Source organism: Methanothermobacter crinale, from assembly GCF_055397825.1.
In genome coordinates, this window is sequence record NZ_AP042450.1 from 1,139,462 (window position 1) to 1,161,074 (window position 21,613).

The 21,613-nt window shown below is 40.8% G+C and carries 23 protein-coding genes and 1 tRNA gene; 20 read left to right on the forward strand and 4 right to left on the reverse strand.

Annotation, left to right across the window (positions count from 1 at the left end; translation table 11 throughout):
• The first annotated feature begins 21 nt into the window (after positions 1-21).
• Both ACZ5XX_RS06610 and ACZ5XX_RS06615 read left to right on the forward strand, forming a co-directional pair.
• Positions 22-1,014, forward strand: a complete 993-nt coding sequence (locus ACZ5XX_RS06610) for an NAD-dependent epimerase/dehydratase family protein (protein ID WP_464583711.1) — start codon at positions 22-24, stop codon at positions 1,012-1,014.
• A gap of 19 nt (positions 1,015-1,033) precedes the next feature.
• Positions 1,034-2,215 carry a glycosyltransferase gene (locus ACZ5XX_RS06615; RefSeq protein ID WP_464583713.1) on the forward strand — a complete coding sequence of 394 codons (1,182 nt, stop codon included), beginning with the start codon at positions 1,034-1,036 and terminating at the stop codon, positions 2,213-2,215.
• Here ACZ5XX_RS06615 and ACZ5XX_RS06620 read toward each other — a convergent pair.
• The 3 genes from ACZ5XX_RS06620 to ACZ5XX_RS06630 form a co-directional block, all read right to left on the reverse strand.
• Positions 2,215-2,288, reverse strand: a tRNA-Thr gene (locus tag ACZ5XX_RS06620). The two genes, ACZ5XX_RS06615 and ACZ5XX_RS06620, sit on opposite strands and share 1 nt — an antisense overlap.
• Entirely contained in the window at positions 2,279-3,073 is a 795-nt protein-coding gene (locus tag ACZ5XX_RS06625; protein WP_464586287.1) for an MBL fold metallo-hydrolase, read from the reverse strand. The genes ACZ5XX_RS06620 and ACZ5XX_RS06625 overlap by 10 nt, the downstream gene beginning before the upstream one ends.
• A gap of 40 nt (positions 3,074-3,113) precedes the next feature.
• Entirely contained in the window at positions 3,114-4,037 is a 924-nt protein-coding gene (locus ACZ5XX_RS06630) for an MJ0548 connectase family domain-containing protein (RefSeq protein WP_464583715.1), read from the reverse strand.
• A gap of 132 nt (positions 4,038-4,169) precedes the next feature.
• On the opposite strand from ACZ5XX_RS06630, the gene ACZ5XX_RS06635 reads away from it, so the two are divergent.
• From ACZ5XX_RS06635 to ACZ5XX_RS06695, 13 genes are all read left to right on the forward strand, one after another.
• Positions 4,170-6,209 carry a thioredoxin domain-containing protein gene (locus ACZ5XX_RS06635; protein WP_464583717.1) on the forward strand — a complete coding sequence of 680 codons (2,040 nt, stop codon included), beginning with the start codon at positions 4,170-4,172 and terminating at the stop codon, positions 6,207-6,209.
• A 21-nt stretch (positions 6,210-6,230) separates the two neighbouring features.
• Entirely contained in the window at positions 6,231-8,057 is a 1,827-nt protein-coding gene (locus ACZ5XX_RS06640) for a heavy metal translocating P-type ATPase (protein WP_464583719.1), read from the forward strand.
• 6 nt (positions 8,058-8,063) lie between these two features.
• A complete protein-coding gene (gene rbr / locus ACZ5XX_RS06645) occupies positions 8,064-8,636 on the forward strand; it encodes a rubrerythrin (RefSeq protein WP_464583721.1) in 573 nt (190 codons plus the stop codon).
• 11 nt (positions 8,637-8,647) lie between these two features.
• A complete protein-coding gene (locus ACZ5XX_RS06650; protein ID WP_464583723.1) occupies positions 8,648-9,025 on the forward strand; it encodes a desulfoferrodoxin in 378 nt (125 codons plus the stop codon).
• 122 nt (positions 9,026-9,147) lie between these two features.
• On the forward strand, positions 9,148-9,639 hold the full coding sequence (locus ACZ5XX_RS06655; RefSeq protein WP_464583725.1) for a hypothetical protein: 492 nt from the start codon (positions 9,148-9,150) through the stop codon (positions 9,637-9,639).
• A gap of 868 nt (positions 9,640-10,507) precedes the next feature.
• Entirely contained in the window at positions 10,508-10,669 is a 162-nt protein-coding gene (locus tag ACZ5XX_RS06660; protein WP_464583727.1) for a rubredoxin, read from the forward strand.
• A 25-nt stretch (positions 10,670-10,694) separates the two neighbouring features.
• Positions 10,695-10,868: a rubredoxin gene (gene rd, locus ACZ5XX_RS06665; protein ID WP_464583729.1), complete on the forward strand. Its 174-nt coding sequence runs from the start codon at positions 10,695-10,697 to the stop codon at positions 10,866-10,868.
• Positions 10,858-12,024: an FprA family A-type flavoprotein gene (locus ACZ5XX_RS06670; protein ID WP_464583731.1), complete on the forward strand. Its 1,167-nt coding sequence runs from the start codon at positions 10,858-10,860 to the stop codon at positions 12,022-12,024. The genes rd and ACZ5XX_RS06670 overlap by 11 nt, the downstream gene beginning before the upstream one ends.
• Positions 12,021-12,530, forward strand: coding sequence for a ferritin (locus ACZ5XX_RS06675; RefSeq protein ID WP_464583733.1), 510 nt, complete (start codon positions 12,021-12,023; stop codon positions 12,528-12,530). Before ACZ5XX_RS06670 ends, ACZ5XX_RS06675 begins: the two co-directional genes overlap by 4 nt.
• Positions 12,531-12,536: 6 nt before the next feature.
• The gene (locus tag ACZ5XX_RS06680; protein WP_464583735.1) at positions 12,537-13,193 is read left to right on the forward strand and encodes a peroxiredoxin; all 657 of its coding nucleotides are present in this window, start codon (positions 12,537-12,539) and stop codon (positions 13,191-13,193) included.
• 19 nt (positions 13,194-13,212) lie between these two features.
• Positions 13,213-13,818 carry a superoxide dismutase gene (locus ACZ5XX_RS06685; protein WP_464583737.1) on the forward strand — a complete coding sequence of 202 codons (606 nt, stop codon included), beginning with the start codon at positions 13,213-13,215 and terminating at the stop codon, positions 13,816-13,818.
• Between the two features lie 781 nt (positions 13,819-14,599).
• Entirely contained in the window at positions 14,600-15,898 is a 1,299-nt protein-coding gene (locus ACZ5XX_RS06690) for a phenylacetate--CoA ligase family protein (RefSeq protein ID WP_464583739.1), read from the forward strand.
• A gap of 10 nt (positions 15,899-15,908) precedes the next feature.
• Positions 15,909-16,340: an ACT domain-containing protein gene (locus ACZ5XX_RS06695; RefSeq protein WP_464583741.1), complete on the forward strand. Its 432-nt coding sequence runs from the start codon at positions 15,909-15,911 to the stop codon at positions 16,338-16,340.
• Between the two features lie 136 nt (positions 16,341-16,476).
• On the opposite strand, the gene glmS is transcribed toward ACZ5XX_RS06695, so the two are convergent.
• Positions 16,477-18,306 carry a glutamine--fructose-6-phosphate transaminase (isomerizing) gene (glmS, locus tag ACZ5XX_RS06700; protein ID WP_464583743.1) on the reverse strand — a complete coding sequence of 610 codons (1,830 nt, stop codon included), beginning with the start codon at positions 18,304-18,306 and terminating at the stop codon, positions 16,477-16,479.
• Positions 18,307-18,456: 150 nt separating this feature from the next.
• Between glmS and purC the strand changes: the two genes are divergently transcribed.
• The 5 genes from purC to ACZ5XX_RS06725 are packed head-to-tail and all read left to right on the forward strand — an operon-like array spanning position 18,457 to position 21,609.
• Positions 18,457-19,203, forward strand: coding sequence for a phosphoribosylaminoimidazolesuccinocarboxamide synthase (gene purC / locus ACZ5XX_RS06705; RefSeq protein ID WP_464583745.1), 747 nt, complete (start codon positions 18,457-18,459; stop codon positions 19,201-19,203).
• Complete coding sequence (gene purS, locus ACZ5XX_RS06710) at positions 19,200-19,451, forward strand: phosphoribosylformylglycinamidine synthase subunit PurS (RefSeq protein ID WP_464583747.1); 252 nt, start codon at positions 19,200-19,202, stop codon at positions 19,449-19,451. Before purC ends, purS begins: the two co-directional genes overlap by 4 nt.
• Positions 19,452-19,453: 2 nt before the next feature.
• Positions 19,454-20,116 carry a phosphoribosylformylglycinamidine synthase subunit PurQ gene (gene purQ / locus ACZ5XX_RS06715; RefSeq protein WP_464583749.1) on the forward strand — a complete coding sequence of 221 codons (663 nt, stop codon included), beginning with the start codon at positions 19,454-19,456 and terminating at the stop codon, positions 20,114-20,116.
• A 3-nt stretch (positions 20,117-20,119) separates the two neighbouring features.
• Entirely contained in the window at positions 20,120-20,836 is a 717-nt protein-coding gene (gene cobA, locus ACZ5XX_RS06720; protein WP_464583751.1) for a uroporphyrinogen-III C-methyltransferase, read from the forward strand.
• The gene (locus tag ACZ5XX_RS06725) at positions 20,836-21,609 is read left to right on the forward strand and encodes a uroporphyrinogen-III synthase (protein ID WP_464583753.1); all 774 of its coding nucleotides are present in this window, start codon (positions 20,836-20,838) and stop codon (positions 21,607-21,609) included. Before cobA ends, ACZ5XX_RS06725 begins: the two co-directional genes overlap by 1 nt.
• Positions 21,610-21,613 lie beyond the last annotated feature (4 nt).

Genomic DNA, 21,613 nt, shown 5'->3' on the forward strand with positions numbered 1-21,613 from the left:
ATGATAAGAGGGTGAAGACCTATGAAGGATATCAAGGTATATGATGGTAAATGCGTGCTCGTGACAGGAGGTGCTGGTTGCATTGGCAGCAACCTCTCAAGGCGACTTGGCGAAGCCGGAGCGCATGTAATAATCCTAGATAATTTGTCATCAGGTTATGAGTGGAACATCCCCTTGATGGAGAACATAGAATTCATAAAAGGGGACATACTCGATGATGAGATCCTTAAAAGGGTCTACAAGGAAAAACCAGATTATGTTTTCCACCTTGCAGCCCACTTCGCCAACCAGAACAGTGTAGACCACCCAGAAGAGGACCTACTAGTTAATGGCCTCGGCACCTTAAAAGTATTAGAATACGCCCAGCTCATCGGCGTTGAACGCTTCATCTATTCATCATCCGGTTGTGGCGTCTATGGCCTAGACTCCAAGATACCATTCAAAGAAGATGATATTTCAATTTCACTACACACACCATACCAGGTGACAAAACTACTGGGAGAATTATATACCAACTATTTCCACAACCTCTATGATTTGCCAATAGTCAATGCAAGATTTTTCAATGTCTACGGGCCCGGAGAAGTCCCGGGGAAATACCGCAATGTCATACCAAACTTCTTCTACTGGGCAATGAATGGCCAACCCCTACCAATAACCGGAGACGGTACAGAGACGAGGGACTGGACATTCGTAGATGATATAGTAAACGGTTTAATAGCTATGGGAGCCCGTGAAGAAGCAATAGGGGAAGCCATAAACCTAGGATCTGGAAAGGAACACCAAGTAATGGAAATGGCTACCATCATCAATGAACTCACAGGAAACAAGGCGGGTATAGTGTATAAGCCACGAAGGGATTGGGATGCTAAAACCCGCCTACTATCATCCATAGAAAAAGCGAAAAAACTCCTAGACTACGAACCAAGGACAACGTTCAAGGAGGGATTGGAGAAAACTTACCAATGGTTCAAGGAAAACTGGAAGCTTATACAAAAAAGCGCTGAATTCTAAACCCCCCCAAGGTGTAAATATGAAAATACTCGTAATACAGGAATCCGATTGGATCAGAAGAAACCCACACCAACAACACCATCTTTTTGACCGTCTAAGCCTCAGGGGGCACAAAATAAAAGTCATAGACTACCCCATCGATTGGAGGAAAACCGAACCAGGGGGCCTCATATACCCCAGGAGATTCTTCAAGGGCGCGTGGAAGGTTAAACCAGGGGCTAGAATTGACGTGATAAGACCACCCATATTAAAGTTACCAATCCTTGATTACCTTTCAATACCTATCACTCACACTCTAGAGATAAAAAAACAAATCCGAGAATTTAAACCAGACATCATAGTGGGATTTGGGATAATCAACACTTACATAGGATTAAAAGAGGCTGAAAAAAGGGACATACCATTCGTATATTATCCCATTGATGTCCTATACACGCTCATCCCCGAGAAAACCCTACAGGCCATTGGCAGATGGCTGATGAAAAAGATTCTAAGATCCTCGGATCTTGTGATCACAATAAACAAGCGACTAAGACAATTAATGATAGAAATGGGCGCGAACCCCTATGATACAATAGTCATAGAAGCCGGTATAGACCTTGAAAAATTCAACCCCAACCTCGACGGGTCCAAAATAAGAAAAAAATATGGTATAGGGGATGATGAAATACTATTATTCTTCATGGGTTACCTCTATGAATTCTCAGGCTTGAAAGAATTAGCCTTTGAAATGGCCAAAAAGAACCATCCAGGGATTAAACTCATGATAGTGGGTGAAGGCGACGCCTATAATGATCTCAAGAAGATAAAGGAAGAAAACAGCCTCGAGGATATTATACTTGTGGGGAGTCAACCCTATGAGAGGATACCAGAGTTCCTGGCGGCGGCTGACATCTGTATATTACCAGCCCGCAGAGGGGAGAAGATAATGCAGGATATCGTGCCAATAAAAATCTACGAATACCTTGCAATGGCCAAGCCTGTTATAGCCACGGGATTCCCAGGTATAAAAATGGAGTTCGGCGAAGATAATGGAATACATTACATAGAAAAACCAGAAGAGGTGCTCAGGGTAGCCAGCGAACTTGCAAATAGTAACCTCCAAGGTGAAGGTTTGAAAGGCAGGAAATTTGTTGAATCAAACGATTGGGAGACCATAACCGATAAGTTCGAAGAAGCACTTAAAATTGTGGGGTTTTAAGCCCCGGGCGGGGATTGAACCCGCGACCACGGGATTACGAGTCCCGCGCTCTACCAGACTGAGCTACCGGGGCCCCTTGTAACCATAATCATTCAATGTTAATTGATGATCTGTTAACCGTTCCAAATCTATGCACATTCCATCCTTTGCAGCTATAACCCTAGTATCTGTCTCTTCTTGTACTCTGAGGGCTTCACCATCCGGGTCGTTGAATATCATTTTCATGCCAAGGTGGGTCATTATTGCAAGTTTAGGTTTCACCTCTTCTATGAGGAATTTGAAATCATCTGAGCACATATGCCCCCTTATATGTTCATTATCTGGTCTTATAACACTTGCTATTAGTATGTCGGTTCCGCGATGATATGAACCAAGTTCATTGAAATAAGCCGTATCTGATGTATAGGATATTGTTATCCTAGGAGTTTGGAACTTGAAACCTATACACGTAGGATCTCCATGTATTGTCTTTGTGGCTGTGATTTTTATATTGTCTAGTTTTGTTGTGTCATTCTCCTTTAGTATGATGTTTTTTGTTTTGCTTAGATGATACTTGGATATGCAGGGGCCCCAGTCCTTGTAACCTTTTATGACGCTGAGGCTCCCTATTACTGTTCCTTTGTTCCTGGTCATGCCCCTTGTCATGGCTTCGATAAGGACTTCAGCATCTGTGTAATGATCAGTGTGTGAATGTGATACTAGTATAGCGTCTAGTCTGGTGGGGTTTAAACCGAATTGGTATGATCTTATCAGTGCTCCGGGTCCAGGGTCTATGTGGATGTTTTTACCTTCGAGGTTGTCTATTCTTAGACCACCGGTCATCCTCTTTTGTGTGATGGTGGCGAAATCGTCCACCACCACTTCCTAGGAATGTTAGTTTCATGATTAATCACACCTTTCATGTTTTGCAGAGTATAACATTGCATTGTAGTGGGATCTTCTTGTCCTTTACTTGTAGATTTTCGTCTTCTATAATGACGAGATCCCCCACATTGACTTCTCCTGGTTTTTCTTTCAGCATTAGCACGTTTTCCCCTGGTTTCGCGACCCTTTTCCATTTTATGTTGAAGGCTTCTACATTAGGGGCTAATTTTACTTCGATTTTGTCATTGTCTATGTTTATAACGCGTCCAATTTCTCCTTCTTTAATTATCTTTGATGCCATTTTTATCTGTTCACTTTTTTTTATGAGTTCCTTTTGTAGTTTAGCCCTCCATTTTTGGAGTGTTTTCACATCTCTTAGAATTGTTTCTCTGAGTAATTTGTGGGCTTTTCTTTTATCCAATCTTGGAGTTTTTATGTACATGTCATATTCTCGGCTTATGGTTGGTGTTTTGGTTGCAACATCTTCTAGTATTTTCTTTAGGAGTTTTGAGATTCCTTCTAGGCTTGTTTTTTTCTTCCAATGTTTCTTTAATAATTTGCTGGCGAGTTTTTTAGTTATCTTATTCCCAAATATCACAATAGAGCTTTCACCCTTCTCGAATTTGGTTATATTGGACCCTATAAGTTCTATTATCTGATAAGCTCCTGTGGTGGCGTATATTCTCCTCCTTTTAGCCTCGAAAGGTGTTTTAAGGCTTACTTCACCTACTACAACATCTCCAATGCTTCTAACCTTCTTTGCATCATCTGTTATATTTAATGTTATACCAAGTTGTTCAGCCCTACTTCTTAGTTCTTCCTCGGTTTTGATATTACCATTGTATAATTCTCTTTCGAGTTCCCTTCTATTCTGGGCGCTCCCTAGGTAGGCTATTTTTCTCTTGTCACCTATTATTACGCAACCTTTGCTACTGATATAAGTTATTATAAGGCTCATCTAGGGATCACCTATCCATGTTTTGAATTGGAAAGATTATACCATGGAGTTTCTACTCCCCCCTTTTTGGGAAGTATTTTATCAAAGGATTTATATATACTCTATCCAGCAAATGTCCTAGGAGAATTTTAAATGGAACATGAAAACGCCCTTATAAATGAGAAGAGCCCTTATCTTTTACAACATGCCCACGACCTCGTGGATTGGCTTCCATGGGGTGAAGAAGCATTTGAGAGGGCTAAAAGAGATAATAAACCGATATTCTTGTCAATAGGTTATTCCACATGTCACTGGTGCCATGTAATGGCCAGAGAATCATTTAACGACCCCGTGGTCGCTAAACTCATCAATGAAACATTCGTACCAGTTAAAGTCGACCGGGAGGAAAGACCAGACATTGACAACATTTATATGAACGCCTGCCAACTCCTAACAGGTACAGGGGGCTGGCCACTCACAATATTCCTAACACCTGATGGGAGACCATTCTTCGCAGGCACATACTTCCCAAAGGAGACAAGCCAAGGCATGGCAGGCTTGAAGGAGATCATATTAAAAACCGGAGAACTTTGGGAAAAAAAGCCAGAAGACATAAATAATGCGGCCACTGAGATCACCATGGCTATCAAGAGGATGAACGCCCCCACACAACCACGCGAAATCCAAGAGAGGATAATAGATGCGGGATTTGAGGCATTGGAGAAGGCCTTCGACAATGAGAACGGGGGTTTCGGGTCTTCACAGAAATTTCCACTACCAAATCATCTCTACTTTCTCCTAAGGTATGGTATTCTAAAAAATAAAAAGGCCCTAGGAATGGTTGAATTAACCCTTGATAAAATGCGCTTTGGGGGCATCTACGACCATATAGGCTATGGTTTCCACCGTTACACCATAGACCCCAAATGGAGAATACCCCATTTTGAGAAGATGCTCTATGACCAGGCTTTAATGGCTATAGTATACCTTGAAGCCTACCAGGCAATAGGAAAAGAACTTTACAAGGAAACAGCAGAGGAAATATTTGAATATGTTATAAGGGAGATGAGATCCCCAGAGGGTGGGTTCTATTCGGCCGAGGACGCGGAGAGTGAAGGAGAAGAAGGCAAGTTTTATCTCTGGACCATGGACGAACTAAGGGAAATCTCTGATTTGCTCTGCGAATTCTTCAATGTCAAAGAAGAGGGCAACATACTAGACGAAACCGGAAAACCATCAGGGAAAAACGTCCTCTATATAAAGACCATGCCAGAGAAATTCGCAGAAGAGAAGGGGATAAAACCCACAGAATTTTTAAAAGAACTTGAGGATTGGAGAAGAAAACTTTTCAATTACAGGTCCAGGAGGACGCCACCCAATAAGGATGATAAGATCCTCACAGATTGGAATGGGCTCATGATAGCAGCCTTTGCAAAGGGCTACAAGGTACTAGGAAATAAAAAGTACTTGGGGGCTGCTAAGGATGCGCTGAAATTTGTCATGGAGAAACTCTATAAAAATGGGAAGTTAATGCATCGCTACAGGGATGGTGAAAGTGCAATATGGGGCAACCTTGATGATTACACCTTCCTCGTCTGGGGGATACTAGAATTATATGATGCAACCTTTGATGAAGAATACATAAAACTCGCCTTGGAACTATCAGATGAACTAAACACACACTTCAAAGATGATGAGAATGGAGGATTCTTTTTCACAGCAGATTATTCTGATAATCTTCTGATCAGAAAAAAAGAGGGTTCTGATAGTGCAATACCATCAGGTAATTCTGTTCATGCGCTAAACTTGCTCAGGATAGGGAGCATCCTAGAAGATGAAACTTTGACCAAAATCGCAGAAGATATCATAAAATCATTCGCAGCCAAGATTAAACGATTACCTATCGCCCATACCTTACTTTTAGTGGGGGCTCACTGGCACCAAACAGGTGGTAGTAGTCTAGTTATAGCAGCTAAGACAAAATCATGCACACTCAATAAACTAAATAGTACATTTGTACCATACCTTACAGTGACTCTTAAACTAGAAGGCAGTGACTGGTCATTCGCACCAAATACATTAAAAACTAAAAAAATAATCAATGGGAAATGCACCTATTACCTATGCAAGGATAAGATTTGCCACCCACCCATACAAGACCCAAAAACCATACTAGATATCTTAACAAAATAATAGGATTAGGGGGTGCCTCCAATGGAAACCCTCAAAAAAAGGTTCATAATCTGCACCCTATTAACAGCAGCTCTAATCCTCATAGTAAAATTTAACCTAGGATACTGGAGCATACTGCTATCATCTTTTATAATCTCCTTCTATGGAGGCTACCCACTCTTCAAAGACACCTTCAAAGAACTGAAAAACAAGAACCTAGGATCCATGAGCCTAATAATTATCGCAATTACAGGAGCCTACCTCTATAATATATTTATTCCATGGTGGGAGATCCCCATAGAATTGGCCATAGCCATCTTGATAATATTAGCTGGGCGCTGGCTCGGAAAAAAACTAACAGAAAAGATAAGAGAGCCAATAGAAGGGCCTATAGGTAGTATACCGGATAGTGCACATATCATAGAGGATGGTAAGGTCAAAGAGGTTCCAACGGAGACTATAAGACCAGGTGACCTCTTATTAGTAAAAGATGGAGAAACAGTACCAACAGATGGTATAATAATAAAAGGTTCAACCATAATACACCCAACCATCAAAAACAGTATAGAGAAAACCCCAGGGGAAACAGTGACGGCATCATCAACAAACATCAAAAAGCCCATCCTAATAGAAGCAACAACAACCAAGAAAGGATCATTCATCTCCAAGATAATAAAACTCTTAACAGGAAAAAATAAAACCAGGATACAAGAATCGGTGGACAAAGCAGCAAACGCCCTCATAATAACAGTGATCGCGATAGCAATACTCACATTCCTCCACTGGGATAAAAACGCAAACGCACTGCAACATGCCATAACAGTACTCATAGCGGCATCACCACACGCCATCAGAATAGCAACACCAACCACAATCCTCGCAGCCACAACAATATCCGCGAAAAATGGCATAATCATAAAAAACAAAAAATCGTATGAAATCGCGCCCAAAATAAACACTATAGTATTCAACAAGACAGGAACCCTAACAACAGGCAAATTCAAAGTAACAGATATCATATCATTAGACGATGAAATAGATGAAGGTGACATAATCAACTATGCAGCCGCCATAGAATCCAAAAGCCAACACCCCATAGCAAAAGGCATAAAAGAAGTGGCCAAAGACCCCATACCAGTGAAAAAATCCAAGCCAATCCCGGGAAAAGGCATTGAAGGATATGTTGGAGATACAAAAATCCAAATCACAAGTTACAAACACGTCAAGGATCTAGGATTCCAGGTAAAACCAAAAATCCTAGAGATGATAAACCAAGGAAAAACACTAGCATTCATAATAATAAATGATGAACTCAAAGGGTGCATCGGACTCTCAGATAAAATAAGAAAAGAGGCCAAAAAGACAATAAAAACCCTCAAAGACAAGGGGATAAAATGTATAATGTTAACAGGAGACAATAAAAAAGTCGCAGAACCTATCGCCAGGGAACTAGGATTAGATGAATACCATGCAGAACTAACAACAAAAGAAAAAGCAAAAAAGATCGAGAAAATGCAAGAAGATGGGTTGAAAGTCGCTATGATAAGCCAAGCAGATGACGCCCAAGCCCTAAAACAGGCCGATCTTGGCATGGCCATTGGGACAAGTCATAACTTGGAGGTCAAAGGCGCTGATATCATCATCCCCTGGGGGACGCCATCAGATATTCCACATATACTAGAAATTTCCAAGGCAACCCACAACAAGATAAAAGAAAACCTTGCATGGGCTGCTGTCTACAATACGATAACAATACCCCTCGCCACAGGAATATTATACCAACAGATAAACCCACCCATAGGCGCCACCTTAATGGTGCTAAGCACCATAATCCCAATATTAAACTCCAAAACCATCATAAAGAGGTGAAAAGGCATGGGAAAAACCCTTGAGAATCTGGTTAAAGCATTTATTGGTGAAAGCCAAGCAAGGAACAGATACACATTCTATGCCAAGACAGCTAAAAAAGAAGGATTTGAACAAATCTCAGAAATATTCTTAACAACAGCTGAAAATGAAAGAGAACACGCAAAGTGGTTATTCCGGATGATACAAGAACTAAAAGGAGCGGATGATTCAATAATAGTGGAGGCAGAAGCCCCACTCACACTAGAAGATACTGTGGAGAATCTTAAAGCAGCCATAAAAGGAGAGAATTATGAATATAGTGAAATGTACCCTGAATTTGCGGATACTGCGGAAAAAGAAGGATACAATGATATAGCCAAACGCTTAAGGGCCATAGCAGCCGCTGAAAAACACCACAAAGAAAGATACGAAAAACTCCTAGAACTTGTAGAATCCAATAAAATTTACAAGAAAGACAAAGAAGTCATATGGACTTGTAGAAAATGTGGTTACACGCATAAAGGCAAAAAACCGCCTGAAAAATGTCCATCATGCGACCATCCAGGCAGATACTTCCAGATAAAATGTGAAAAATACTAGGGAGGAAAAAATTGACAACCATAAACCAAATATTCAGATGCAATATATGCGGAAACATAGTCGAAATCCTCAACCCAGGTGAAGGACGCCTAGTATGCTGTGGCCAGCCAATGGAATTATTATTAGCAAGACACACAGACATCGGCCCAGAAAAACACATCCCCATGAAAGAGAAGGTAGAAGAGGGCCTAAAAGTGAAAGTCGGTGAAACACCACATCCAATGGAAGAAAACCACCACATCCAATGGATAGAAGTCATACTAGATAATAAAGTGCTAAGAAAAACCCTTAAACCAGGTGACAAGCCAGAGGCAACATTCCAGGAAAAACCAACCAAAAAAATCATGGTAAGATCATATTGCAATATACATGGCCTATGGCACGATTAAAAGAATGCCAAGGCCTATGTTTACAATTATCATTAAAGTGCTGGGGGGAGCCTATCCCAGAGATTCTATTGGATCCCCACATATTGGGGGGGTTTCTCTATTGAAAGGGGAGTAGGAAAAACATGAAGAAGAGACTGCTATCAGCTCTTATAATACTCATAATCGTTTCTTGTAGCGGGTGCGTTTCCAATGTAGGTGAAATAAACAAGTTATCAGGAGACATCAACCAACACCTCAAAAAGGGTGATGAATATTATAATGGGGCCGCAGAAGACATGAATAATCATGAACTGGATAGTGCCCTTGAACAATGCGAATCAGCATCATCCGAATATAACGCGGCCCGGCTTTTAACATCAGAAGCCATGGCATATGCCGAAGAATCAGGGGATCAAGTATTCATAGAATACTTAAAACTTGTATTAGCAGAAATAGATGCGAAATTGAACGCCACATCAGAACTTAAAAATGCCATACAACTCCTCAACATAGATGAGACAGAATCAGCCAATAATAGTCTAGAACTTGCAAACAAGTTCATGTACGAAGCCAAAGATTATGAAAGACAACGAGACGAACTAGTAAATAAAAACCCCCAAAAATTCAACATATAATTAAAGGTGGCATTAGACGAGAATTCTGTAAAAAAATTGTGGCGAAAGCCAATAGTTGAGGATAAAATGATAAGAATTAACTCAGTTTATTTTTTCATGAAAACTCATCTTTTCAAGGCCAATTTAAGAAGATAGGTCCTTTCCCAACCCGTTCATGTTTCCTACTCTGTGTTAAAGAACACTTCCCTTTTAAAGAAGAATGGTAACCTCATACCTTGATAAAACCTTGTATCTCCCCCCTCTGAGGGTAAAGCACCACAATTCGATCCACCTATGCCAAAGCCGACAATGATAACATCCTATTCTTCTTTTCATTTCGGCTTTTGTGGATTCACTTCTTTAAGATTCAGTTTTACGAACATCTAATTTGAACACTTCCGAGCCCTTTTGATTTGTATCCGCCGAATTTAGACTATTTTCTATCAAATTCCAAGATTCAAGCCATTTATTTCCTTTGCTTTCCGATAAATCTGCTAGTTCTTTAGTTTCCATACAATGTCATAGTCCTAATCAAACTCAGATGACAGATAAAAAGTTTATCTTCGCTCGTTTTTCTGATTTTCTGATGCTTAGGACGCCAAAATGTTTTGCATATAAGTCTTCTAGTACATGATTCAAAAATATGGGGGGGCAGCCTTTTTATCATTTGGGTTTCTTGATACATACTCCGGCTTCAATGTCTCGCCCTGATAAAAAAAATTTAAAATTAATACCGTAGTCTTTCTTTTCCACAAAATCTTCTGATGTCACTATCAGATACTTGATACAAGTTTTTTGTCAATAGGTTGACAGAACTCTCTAATCAGTAAATTTAAATATTGCGAAGATCATAATTTATTAGGTGTTTAAAATCTGTATGGTGTTATCTTTGAAAAAATATAAGTGTAGAGTTTGTGGATACATTTACGACCCGGAAAAGGGCGAACCACGTAGGGACACGCCCCCAGGAACTCCTTTTGAGGATTTACCCGATTTGTGGAGATGTCCTTCTTGCGGGGCTCCTAAGAGGATGTTTAAACCAATAGACTAGTTTGTGTGGGGGGGTTAAATTTTCTATGGATAGATACAAGTGTCAGATGTGCGGATATATTTATGACCCAGAAGAGGGTGATCCCACCCAGGATATAGAGCCTGGAACGCCCTTTGAGGATCTGCCAGATGATTGGACCTGTCCCATCTGTGGAGTGGGAAAGGACCAATTCGAGAAGATTGATCAGAATGGTAATTAAAAAAATAGCAAGAGAAGTTTACGCTCTCCAAAATTTCGACTGGGATAGGAGAACTTTCGACAGCATAATAGAAATTCCGAAGGGTACAACATATAATTCTTTCTTGATAAAAGACGAGAAGAACATCCTAATAGATTCGACAGAACCTTCAATGGCGGATGAACTATTAGATGATCTCGAATCCCTAGACGTTCAAATAGATTATATAGTGTCTCAGCATGCAGAACAGGATCACTCAGGTGCAATACCAGCACTGCTAAGGGAATACCCTAATGCCAAGATCCTGGAGACAAGAGCATGCAAAGAACTTTTAGAAAACCTACTAGGAATCCCAGCCAAAAAAATCCAGAGTATAGACGATGGACAAGTATTATCAGCCGGCCGCCACCAACTAAATTTTATAGTAACCCCTTGGGTTCACTGGCCAGACACCATGGTAACATACCTCCTACCAGAGAGCATATTGTTTTCCTGCGATTTTTTCGCATCGCACTTCGCAACAACTAAGACAATATCAAAGTTGGATGACATCCAGGAGGAGGCCAAAAGATACTATGCACATATAATGATGCCATTTTCCCAGATGATACAAGGAAACTTGGAAAAACTCAGAAACCTTGAAATAAGGATGATAGCACCATCACACGGTCCCATCATAGAAAAACCAGAGATCATATTAAACCTTTATGAAGGGTGGTCATCACAGACTTCAAAGAAAGTGATCATAGCCTATATTTCAATGCATGGAAGCACAGAACTCATGGTTAAGCACATTACAAGGACACTCATAGACCTAGATGTTAACATCAGAGTACTAAACCTTGCAAATGCTAGTACAGGTGAGCTTATAATGGAACTTGTTGATTCAGGAGCCATGATCATAGCCTCCCCCACAGTATTAACTAGGCCGCATCCATGTGCAGCCTACATGTTATACCTTGTTAACATGCTCAAACCACCAATAAAATACGCTGCTTTGATAGGCTCATATGGTTGGGGCACCCTCATCGAAAAAGAAACCAAGAAACTATTTGATACAATGAATGTCGAATTCTTGGAGCCCGTGATCGTGAAGGGCAAACCATGCGAAGAAGATTTTGAAAGGTTAGACAAACTTGCACATGAAATTAAAGAAAAATTGGAGGTGATAGAATGATAAGTGAAAGGATGGAGGAAGCCCTGAACCGGCAGCTGAACGCGGAATTATATTCCGCCTATTTGTATCTTTCAATGGCCGCATATTATGAGGCCTCTGACTTGCCAGGGTTCGCTAATTGGATGCGAGTCCAAGCACACGAAGAACTGACACATGCCATCAAATTCTTCGATTACATCACCCAAAGAGGGGGTCGGGTAACCCTTGAAACGATTGAAAAGCCCCCAGAAGAGTGGGAATCCCCAGTTGATGTTAGTGAACATGTACTAGAACATGAAGGGAAGGTCACAGGCCTAATAAATGATCTTGTGGATTTGGCCTTGGAGGAGAAGGATCATGCCACCTACAACTTCCTCCAATGGTTCGTCGCTGAACAGGTTGAAGAGGAGGAATCAGCAGGAGAAGTCCTCAGAAAGGTTAAACTGGCATCTGAATCAGCGGCAAGCATGCTCATGGTGGATGCTGAACTTGGAAAAAGGGTTTTTAATCCACCTGCTGATGAATAAAAGGAGATGGTATTGGTGGAAGATGAAAAAAAGGGGATGCCCCTAATAGGTGATAAATTTCCTGAAATGGAAGTGCAGACAACACATGGGATGATGAAACTCCCAACAGAATACAGGGGAAAATGGTTCATATTATTCAGCCACCCAGCAGATTTCACACCAGTCTGCACAACAGAATTTGTAGCATTCCAGAAAAGGTACCCCAAATTCAGAGAACTAGACTGTGAGCTGATAGGATTAAGCGTAGACCAAGTATTCTCTCATCTAAAATGGATTGAATGGATAAAAGAGAACATGGAAGTAGAAATCGAATTCCCCATAATCGCAGATACTGGAGAAGTAGCTGATACCCTCGGCCTCATACATCCAGCAAGGCCAACCAACACAGTGAGGGCGGTTTTCATCATGGACCCGCAGGGTATAATAAGGGCTATACTATATTATCCGCAGGAACTTGGACGTAACATGGATGAAATATTAAGGATGATAAAAGGTTTCAGGACAATCAACGAGGAAGGCGTCGCCCTGCCAGCTAACTGGCCCGAGAATGAGATAGTTGGCGAGGGTGTTATTATACCACCACCAACAGACGTGAAAACCGCCAAAGAAAGGAAAGATAAAGAGAACTGTTTTGACTGGTGGCTTTGCTACAAAAAACCATAAGATTGGGGGAGGTTTTAGTATGGAGAAGAAGTTTTATGAACTGCCAGAGCTGCCCTATGGGTATGATGCTCTTGAACCTTATATTTCAGAGGAACAATTAACCATCCATCATCAGAAGCATCACCAGGCCTATGTAGATGGTGCCAACAACCTACTCAGAAAATTGGATGAAGCCCGAGAATCCAAAACAGGCATAGATTATAAAGCCGCTGCAAAGGAATTATCATTCCACGTAGGGGGATTTTTATTACACAGGTTTTTCTGGGAGAATATGGGCCCCGCAGACGAGAATGGGGGAGAACCCCATGGTAAAATCAAAGATTATATCGAAAAGGACTTCGGAGGTTTTGAAAGGTTCAAAGAGGAGTTTTCACAGACTGCTATAAGCACTGAAGGGTCTGGTTGGGCCATGCTAACATATTGTCCTTTAACGGATCGTCTGTTCATAATCCAGGTTGAGAAGCATAACATCAACTTGATACCGCAATGTAAAGTTCTTCTCGTATTGGATGTGTGGGAGCACGCCTATTACCTCGACTATAAGAACCTGCGCCCAGATTATGTTGAAGCATTTTGGAAGATCATAAACTGGGACGAAGTAAACAATAGGATGGAGAACATCTAAGCCCCTTTTTGGGAAAGATGAAGAAAATCCTCTAATATGACATTTAATGTAGGGCATTAGGCAGCCCACACTATTTTCAAGTATATGTAAATATAGTAATAGGTAAGGAAAAACCAAAAGGGATGCGGGAGCGTCCTAATAGATATAGTAACCGAACTTTATAGAAATGATATAGGTTCACAGAAAAATTAAAATCAGAGCACGAGTTCATTGTTGCAAGTGCAGATGAAACAGAAACAAAGAATATAACAGTCAATGAAAGGATATGGACAGCCCCCTAATTGCAAATGGGTAATATGGAAAAGCTAAGAGTTGAACCGGCGGACATTTCAAGAGTGTACGTGGATGGTTCGTTCGGAGGTGTATAAGCGTTGAAAATGCGAAGTTCATAGGACTCCTACCAGATATACCAACAGATCAGATAATGATTCCCAGGAGACATTGCAGTCACCGGAGCATCTAGGGGCACTGAAGTCCATCTAAAAAAGGATGGAATCTCGTGAAATACTCAAATTAATAGATTGTATTGAACTTTCAGCCGAAAAAGATTTCAAAAAAATATTCGCAGAATCGATCCAATTATAATCCCCCCAATTCTTGGCCTGTTAGAATTTTCAACTTTTTTTATCATTTCCCTATTGGATGGGGATGATCGGTCAGTTGAGAAGCTGGAACTTGGCATTCATTCTTATTTTTCTTTGAAATAATCTTACTCTGGCAAAAAAACTATTTTTAACAAACCATCTCATTATATTCAAAGGAATGGAAAGGGCTGGTCTAGATGATCTGGAACGAAGAGATGGAATGCATTTCAAGGGATGATCTAGAAGAATTACAAATTAGAAGATTGCAGGACACTGTAAAAAGAGTATATGAGAACGTACCATACTACAAAAGGAAACTCGAGGAAAATAATATTTACCCTGAGGACATTGAAAGCTTAGAGGATATAAAAGAGCTTCCTTACACGACAAAAGATGATCTTAGAGAAGTATACCCCTTTGGGATGTTCGCAACCCATAGAAAGGATATAATAGAAGTGCACACTTCCTCAGGGACCACAGGCAAACCGGTAGTTTCAGGTTACACAAGAGAAGACATTGAAATATGGAGTGAAGTCATGGCAAGGGGCCTTACAATGATGGGAGTCACAGAGGATGATATAATACAAAATACTCATGGATACGGCTTATTCACAGGAGGATTCGGAGTACATTATGGCGCCCAGAAGATAGGTGCTACCGTAATCCCCATTTCAACCGGCCAGACAAGGAGACAAATCGAGATCATGAAAGACTTTGGGACAACCGTCATGATATTCACACCATCTTATGGGTTATATCTTTCAGAGGTGGCTGAAGAAGAAGGCCACAATCCAAAAAAATCCCAACTAAAGGCCATAGGCTTCGGAGCCGAAATGTGGACTGAAGAAATGCGAAGAGAACTTGAAAGGCGCTTCAATGCACCAGCATTCAACATTTATGGTTTGACAGAGATTATTGGACCGGGTGTTGCCATGGAATGCCCTGAAAAAGACGGTTTACACATTTTCGAAGATCATTTTTATCCTGAGATTATTAATAGTAAAACAGGCGAAACTTTACCACCTGGAAAGCGGGGTGAACTTGTTATAACAACTCTAACAAGAATTGGGATGCCAATCATCAGATTCCGTACAAAGGATATCACCTCAATAAACTATGATGAATGCAGTTGTGGGAGAACCCTAGCGAGGATTTCAAGGATAACAGGACGCGTTGATGACATGCTAAAGGTAAGGGGGGTTTCAGTATTCCCTTCACAAGTGGAAAAGGCTTTGCTTAAAGTTGATGGGCTTCAACCCCATTACCAGATCATCGTAACCCGGCCGCACCTCATGGATGAGATGGAAGTTAAGGTTGAAACTTCACCAGAGATATTCTCAGATGATATAGGTGAAATGATGGAATTACAGAAAAAGATTGAAGATTATATAAGGGATGAGATCGGATTAAGAGTTAAAGTAACCCTCGTAGAACCCAAAACTTTGCCAAGGAGCGAGGGAAAAGCTGTGAGAGTTATAGATAAAAGAAAGTTTTGAGGTTACTAATATGAAGGTTAAGCAAATCTCAATATTCCTAGAAAACAAGAAAGGAAGGCTCTGGAAAGCCCTTAACATATTAAGGGGTGCTGGTATAAACATTAGAGCATTATACTTGGCTGATACTTCAGAATTTGGCATATTGAGGCTCATAGTCCCAGACCCTGAACTGGCGAGGAAAGTTCTCGAAGAAAACGATTTCGCCGTGAAAATGAATGAAGTAATAGCAGTAGAATTAGAAGACAAACCAGGAGGCCTCGCATCCATCCTAAAAATACTCAAGGACTCCCAGATAAACCTGGAATACATATACGCTTTTGTACATGAAAAAAAAGACAAAGCCATACTATTCTTAAAAGCTGACGACATAGACAAGACAATAAAAGCACTACAAGACAGCAATGCAAAAATATTACCAGCTGAAGAAGTTTACAAGCTCTAACCTGGTGAGCCTCAAAAAGACATGAGAAACCCTCCACACCACATGAAAAGGGAGGATGGTGGGCTTTGAACCCGATTATTCCAATTCTATTCATGAATACTGAAACCCATGAGGTGGGTTGCCCCCCATAAAATTTTTATACTACTGTCACGCACTTTGCAAGGTTTCTTGGGTGGTCAGGGTCTTCACCTTTCATTACACTGATATGATAAGCTAAAAGTTGTAATGGTATAATATATAAGAGCGGCGATATTTCCTCTCTTATACTAGGATTAAATGATATATACTTATCAGTATTCTTCTTAAATTCTTCATCGTCTTCTGCTCCGAGGCCTATGACCTCAGCACCCCTTGCCTTAACCTCCTTAACATTGCTCAGGGTTAAGCTATGTGAATTGCGGAATTCTTCCTCATCTTTAACTATCTTGGCCCCTGTTTTTAATGGGAGTGGTGGGGGGGCTATGGCCACTACAGGCACTCCTTTTTCTATTAATGCTATGGGGCCATGTTTTAGTTCCCCTGATGCATAACCTTCAGCATGGATGTATGAAATCTCTTTGAGTTTTAAGGCTCCTTCAAGTGCTGTTGGATATGAAAATCCACGTCCAATGAATAAGAAGTCGGACTTGTTTTTGTAGGTTCTTGCGATCTCCTTTATAAGCTCCTCTTTTTCTAGTATTTTCTCCATTTCATCGGGGAGCTTTCTCAAATCCTTCACTATCTCGGTTTTTCGGCCTATGGCAGCTGCTAACATGTATATACAAGCTAGTTGGCTTATATAAGTTTTTGTTGCCGCGACACCTATCTCTGGACCTGCTCTGGTATAAATTACATGGTCCGCTTCTCTGGTGGCCGTGCTCCCAAGGACGTTCACTATTGCTAATGTTTTTGATTTTTTGTTAACGGCTCTTAATGCGTTGAGTGTGTCCGCAGTTTCACCTGATTGTGTTATAAATATTGTGAGAGTTTCCTTGTCGAGCGCATTAGCAGTGTATTGGAATTCACTTGCTATTATAACATCTGTTGGTATATGGAGGATGCTTTCAAAGAGGTATTTGCCAACGAAAGCTGCATGGTATGATGTTCCACATGCGACAAAACATATTCTTTTTATTTCTCCTATTTCATCCACAACCCTTTGGATTGTGTTGATTTCCCTGAGGGTGTCCCTTAGAACTTGTGGTTGTTCATGTATCTCCTTTAACATGAAGTAGTCGTAGCCGCCTTTTTCAGCCATCTCAGGAGTCCATTCGATGTATTTGTATTCCTTCTTTTTAATGTTACCCTCCAGGTCTTTTATTCGGGCTCCTGTATCATCTATTATGACCATTTCATTATCATCCAGGAATATGACATCCCTTGCATGGTCTAGTATGGCTGGGATGTCTGACGCTAGAAAATATCCCCTTTCACCCTTGGCCACTATTAACGGACTTTCCTTCCTAGCCCCTATGATCTTATCAGGTTCGTCTGATGAGATCACAGCTATCGCATAGGCGCCTTTTAAACGTATAAGAGCTCTTCTAACAGCTTCTTCAAGGTTGTGTCCTCTGTTTTTGTATTTTTCTATTAGGTGTGCTATGACTTCAGTGTCTGTCTCTGATGCGAAATTGTGCCCTTCACTTTTGAGTTCATTTTTTAGTTCCATGTAATTTTCGATTATCCCATTGTGTACTATCGCTATCTTTCCATCACAGTCTAGGTGTGGGTGCGCATTTTCTCTTGTTGGGGGGCCGTGTGTCGCCCAGCGCACGTGGCCAATGCCTATTCTACCCTGGAACTTGGAAAGGTCTAGGCTCTCTTCGAAATCATTTATTTTACCTTCATCTTTTTCGACTATTATACTTGAATTGAGTGTTGCGATGCCGACGGAGTCATAACCTCTATATTCCAACTTTTTAACACATCCTAGTAATATTGGAGCGGCTTTATCATTTTCTAGTATGCAAGCAGCTATGCCACACATTATTTCACCCGGAGAAGCTTCATAGTCCTATACTCTTGGATTATAATGGATAATCATAAAGGGATGTATATAAACTTTGTTGGTAATATATCACAATAATAGTTCTAACACCTATATAAGGTTCTCCCCCATAAGAGAGATGTGATAATCATGAAACTGGGAAAACTTCTCTACACTGGCAAGGCAAAGGATATATACAAGACAGACAATCCAGATGAGGTTATAATCAGATTCCGGGATGATATAACTGCAGGTGATGGTGAAAAACATGACAAGATCCCTATGAAGGGATACTACAATTCCATAATATCAGCTAAGTTTTTCGAGGTTCTTGAAGCTGCCGGTATAAAAACCCATTATATAACGTTGGTGAAACCAGGGTATATCCTCGCCAGGAAACTTGAAATGATACCTATTGAGGTCATAGCAAGGAACATAGCAACTGGAAGCCTCACAAGAAGGTACCCGTTCAAGGAAGGCCAAGAATTCAAGGAGCCTATAATACAGATGGACTACAAAAGTGATGAGTATGGGGATCCAATGCTCAATGATGACATAGCTGTCGCCCTTGGCTTCACAACCATGGATGAACTAGATAAGATGAGGAAGATAACATTAAAGGTTAACAACATTCTAAAGGGGTTCCTCAAGGAGAGGGGTTTGCTGCTACCAGACTTTAAACTAGAATTTGGACGATACAATAGCAAAATACTAGTGGGTGATGAGATAAGCCCGGACACTTGCCGATTATGGGAGATGAAAACCAGGAAAACCCTAGACAAGGATCTTTTCAGGAGAGGTGAAGGTGGAGTTATAGATGCCTATAGGATAGTTGCCTCTTTAATCCTCGATGATAGGGATAAAAAAAGATGGAAACTAGAGGATGATCTGTTATGAAATTCAATGTTGAAGTCAGAATAAAACTAAAAAAGGGTATGCTAAACCCTGAGGCGGCCACAATACAAAGAGCCTTGGCACTGTTAGGGTACGAGGTTGAAAATACTAACACAATGGATATCATAACCTTTACAATGGAAGAGGATAACATGAAGAAGGTTGAAGAGGAGGTTGAGGATATGTGTCAGCGCCTCCTCTGCAATCCAGTAATACATGACTATCAAATTAATATAGAACCTGAGGATTAAATATGAGGGTTGGAGTTATAAGATTCCCAGGCTCAAATTGCGACAGGGACGTCTACCACGCCCTGAAATTAGTGGGAGCCGAGCCAGAATACATATGGTGGGACTTGGAGGATTTAAGTTATTTAGATGCTGTTATAATCCCGGGCGGATTCTCATATGGGGATTATCTTAGGGCAGGGGCGATAGCAGCCATAACACCAGTTATGGATGGTGTAAGAGAACTCGTGAAAGAAGAAAAACCTGTCCTAGGTATATGTAATGGGGCTCAGATACTTGCAGAGGTCGGCCTAGTACCCGGCGTTTTCACAGTCAACCAATACCCAAAATTCAATTGTAAATGGACAAAACTCAAAGTTAAAACTACTAGAACGCCATTTACCTCACTCTATAAGAGGGATGAGATTATTAAGATGCCAATCGCCCACGCAGAGGGAAGATACTATACCAACAACATCCAGGAACTCTGGGACAATGATCAAGTGGTTTTACAATTCTATTCAGAAAATCCTAACGGGTCCATAGATGGGATAACAGGAGTCTGTGACAAGTCGGGGCTAGTATGCGCTGTGATGCCCCACCCAGAAAGGGCCTCAGAGGCCATACTAGGATCAGATGATGGTATAAAATTCTTCAAGGGTATAATAGAATACATTAACAGAGGTTAGAATATGGTAGTATATCTTATCGGCGCAGGACCTGGAGACCCTGAACTCATCACACTAAAAGCACTGAAAGTCATAAAAAAGGCTGATGTCATAATATATGATCGTTTAATCAACAATAAAATCCTAGAACATGCTTCAGAGGATGCTAAACTCATATACGTGGGTAAAAAACCTGGAGGGCACAGTAAAACCCAGGATGAGATAAATAGGATAATAGTCGAAGAAGCAGAGAAAAACAATATAGTGGTCAGATTAAAGGGGGGAGACCCATTCATATTCGGCCGCGGAGGAGAAGAACTCCTAACACTAAAATCCCATGGAATAAAAACAAAAATAATACCAGGTATAACATCTGCAATAGGTGTTCCCACAGCAGCAGGCTTACCCATCACCCACCGCGGCATATCAACATCATTCACCGTTGTAACAGGCCATGAAGATCCTACAAAAGAGAAAAGACAAGTACACTGGGATTACAAGGCAGACACCCTCATCATACTAATGGGCGTGGGCAATCTCAAAAAAAACACAAAGGAATTGATGAAATATCGTCCAGCTGACACGCCAGTTTGCGCCATAGAAAATGGGACAACAAAGAATGAAAGGATAACCTTCGCAACACTAGAAGACATGCACACAAAGGATATAAAACCCCCCGCAGTAATCATCATAGGACACATAGTAGACCTATACAAGAAAATAATAGAAGAGGACCCATAATGGATTTGAAAGGCAAGGTAATAGCCATCACGAGACCAGAAGAAAGATGTGAAGAAGCCATAAAACTCATAGAAGAAGCAGGTGGAATACCACTCATCACCCCCACCCTCCAAATCCAAACACCCAAGACAAAAACCCTCAAAAGATTATGCGAAAACCTCAAAAAATTCGATTGGATAATCTTCACATCACCAGCAGCCATAAAATCCATAAAAAAACACTGCGAAAAAATAAAATTAAAACCAGATTGTAAAATCGCGGTCATAGGCCCTAAAACCCAAGAAGCTCTTGAAAAGATAGGATTAAAAGCTGATGTCATACCCTCAAACTACACAGCAGAGGGCCTGCTTGAAACATTATCATCCTATGATATGAAGAACAAGAATGTCGCCATACCAAGGACGCTTGCAGCCAGAAATGTGCTACCCGAAGGCTTGAAAAAGATGGGAGCCAAGGTTTATATAGCAGAAGCTTACAAATCCGCCAACCCCAAGGATGATAGGATAAAAAGGCTCATAGAAAAAATACTAAAAGAGGAGATAGACGCGATAACATTCACAAGTCCATTGACAGTGGAAAATCTCCTCACCACAGAAAAGGACAAAAAAGATGATATAATAAAAAAACTATCCAACGGGAAGATAATAGTAGCCGCCATCGGCCCCATAACCGCGGCAAAGCTCAAAGAATATGGTATAAAAGCTATAACCCCAGAAAATTACACCATAAAAGACATGCTGATAAAATTATTCCACGAACTCTCAGAGGATTGAAAAA

Excerpts from the sequence above, each read along its gene's own strand:
- ACZ5XX_RS06610 (WP_464583711.1), top strand. The coding sequence starts at position 22 with ATGAAGGATATCAAGGTATATGATGGTAAATGCGTGCTCGTGACAGGA.
- ACZ5XX_RS06615 (WP_464583713.1), top strand. The coding sequence starts at position 1,034 with ATGAAAATACTCGTAATACAGGAATCCGATTGGATCAGAAGAAACCCA.
- ACZ5XX_RS06630 (WP_464583715.1), bottom strand. The coding sequence starts at position 4,037 with ATGAGCCTTATAATAACTTATATCAGTAGCAAAGGTTGCGTAATAATA.
- ACZ5XX_RS06635 (WP_464583717.1), top strand. The coding sequence starts at position 4,170 with ATGGAACATGAAAACGCCCTTATAAATGAGAAGAGCCCTTATCTTTTA.
- ACZ5XX_RS06640 (WP_464583719.1), top strand. The coding sequence starts at position 6,231 with ATGGAAACCCTCAAAAAAAGGTTCATAATCTGCACCCTATTAACAGCA.
- rbr (WP_464583721.1), top strand. The coding sequence starts at position 8,064 with ATGGGAAAAACCCTTGAGAATCTGGTTAAAGCATTTATTGGTGAAAGC.
- ACZ5XX_RS06655 (WP_464583725.1), top strand. The coding sequence starts at position 9,148 with ATGAAGAAGAGACTGCTATCAGCTCTTATAATACTCATAATCGTTTCT.
- rd (WP_464583729.1), top strand. The coding sequence starts at position 10,695 with ATGGATAGATACAAGTGTCAGATGTGCGGATATATTTATGACCCAGAA.
- ACZ5XX_RS06670 (WP_464583731.1), top strand. The coding sequence starts at position 10,858 with ATGGTAATTAAAAAAATAGCAAGAGAAGTTTACGCTCTCCAAAATTTC.
- ACZ5XX_RS06675 (WP_464583733.1), top strand. The coding sequence starts at position 12,021 with ATGATAAGTGAAAGGATGGAGGAAGCCCTGAACCGGCAGCTGAACGCG.
- ACZ5XX_RS06680 (WP_464583735.1), top strand. The coding sequence starts at position 12,537 with ATGGTATTGGTGGAAGATGAAAAAAAGGGGATGCCCCTAATAGGTGAT.
- ACZ5XX_RS06685 (WP_464583737.1), top strand. The coding sequence starts at position 13,213 with ATGGAGAAGAAGTTTTATGAACTGCCAGAGCTGCCCTATGGGTATGAT.
- ACZ5XX_RS06690 (WP_464583739.1), top strand. The coding sequence starts at position 14,600 with ATGATCTGGAACGAAGAGATGGAATGCATTTCAAGGGATGATCTAGAA.
- ACZ5XX_RS06695 (WP_464583741.1), top strand. The coding sequence starts at position 15,909 with ATGAAGGTTAAGCAAATCTCAATATTCCTAGAAAACAAGAAAGGAAGG.
- glmS (WP_464583743.1), bottom strand. The coding sequence starts at position 18,306 with ATGTGTGGCATAGCTGCTTGCATACTAGAAAATGATAAAGCCGCTCCA.
- purC (WP_464583745.1), top strand. The coding sequence starts at position 18,457 with ATGAAACTGGGAAAACTTCTCTACACTGGCAAGGCAAAGGATATATAC.
- purS (WP_464583747.1), top strand. The coding sequence starts at position 19,200 with ATGAAATTCAATGTTGAAGTCAGAATAAAACTAAAAAAGGGTATGCTA.
- purQ (WP_464583749.1), top strand. The coding sequence starts at position 19,454 with ATGAGGGTTGGAGTTATAAGATTCCCAGGCTCAAATTGCGACAGGGAC.
- cobA (WP_464583751.1), top strand. The coding sequence starts at position 20,120 with ATGGTAGTATATCTTATCGGCGCAGGACCTGGAGACCCTGAACTCATC.
- ACZ5XX_RS06725 (WP_464583753.1), top strand. The coding sequence starts at position 20,836 with ATGGATTTGAAAGGCAAGGTAATAGCCATCACGAGACCAGAAGAAAGA.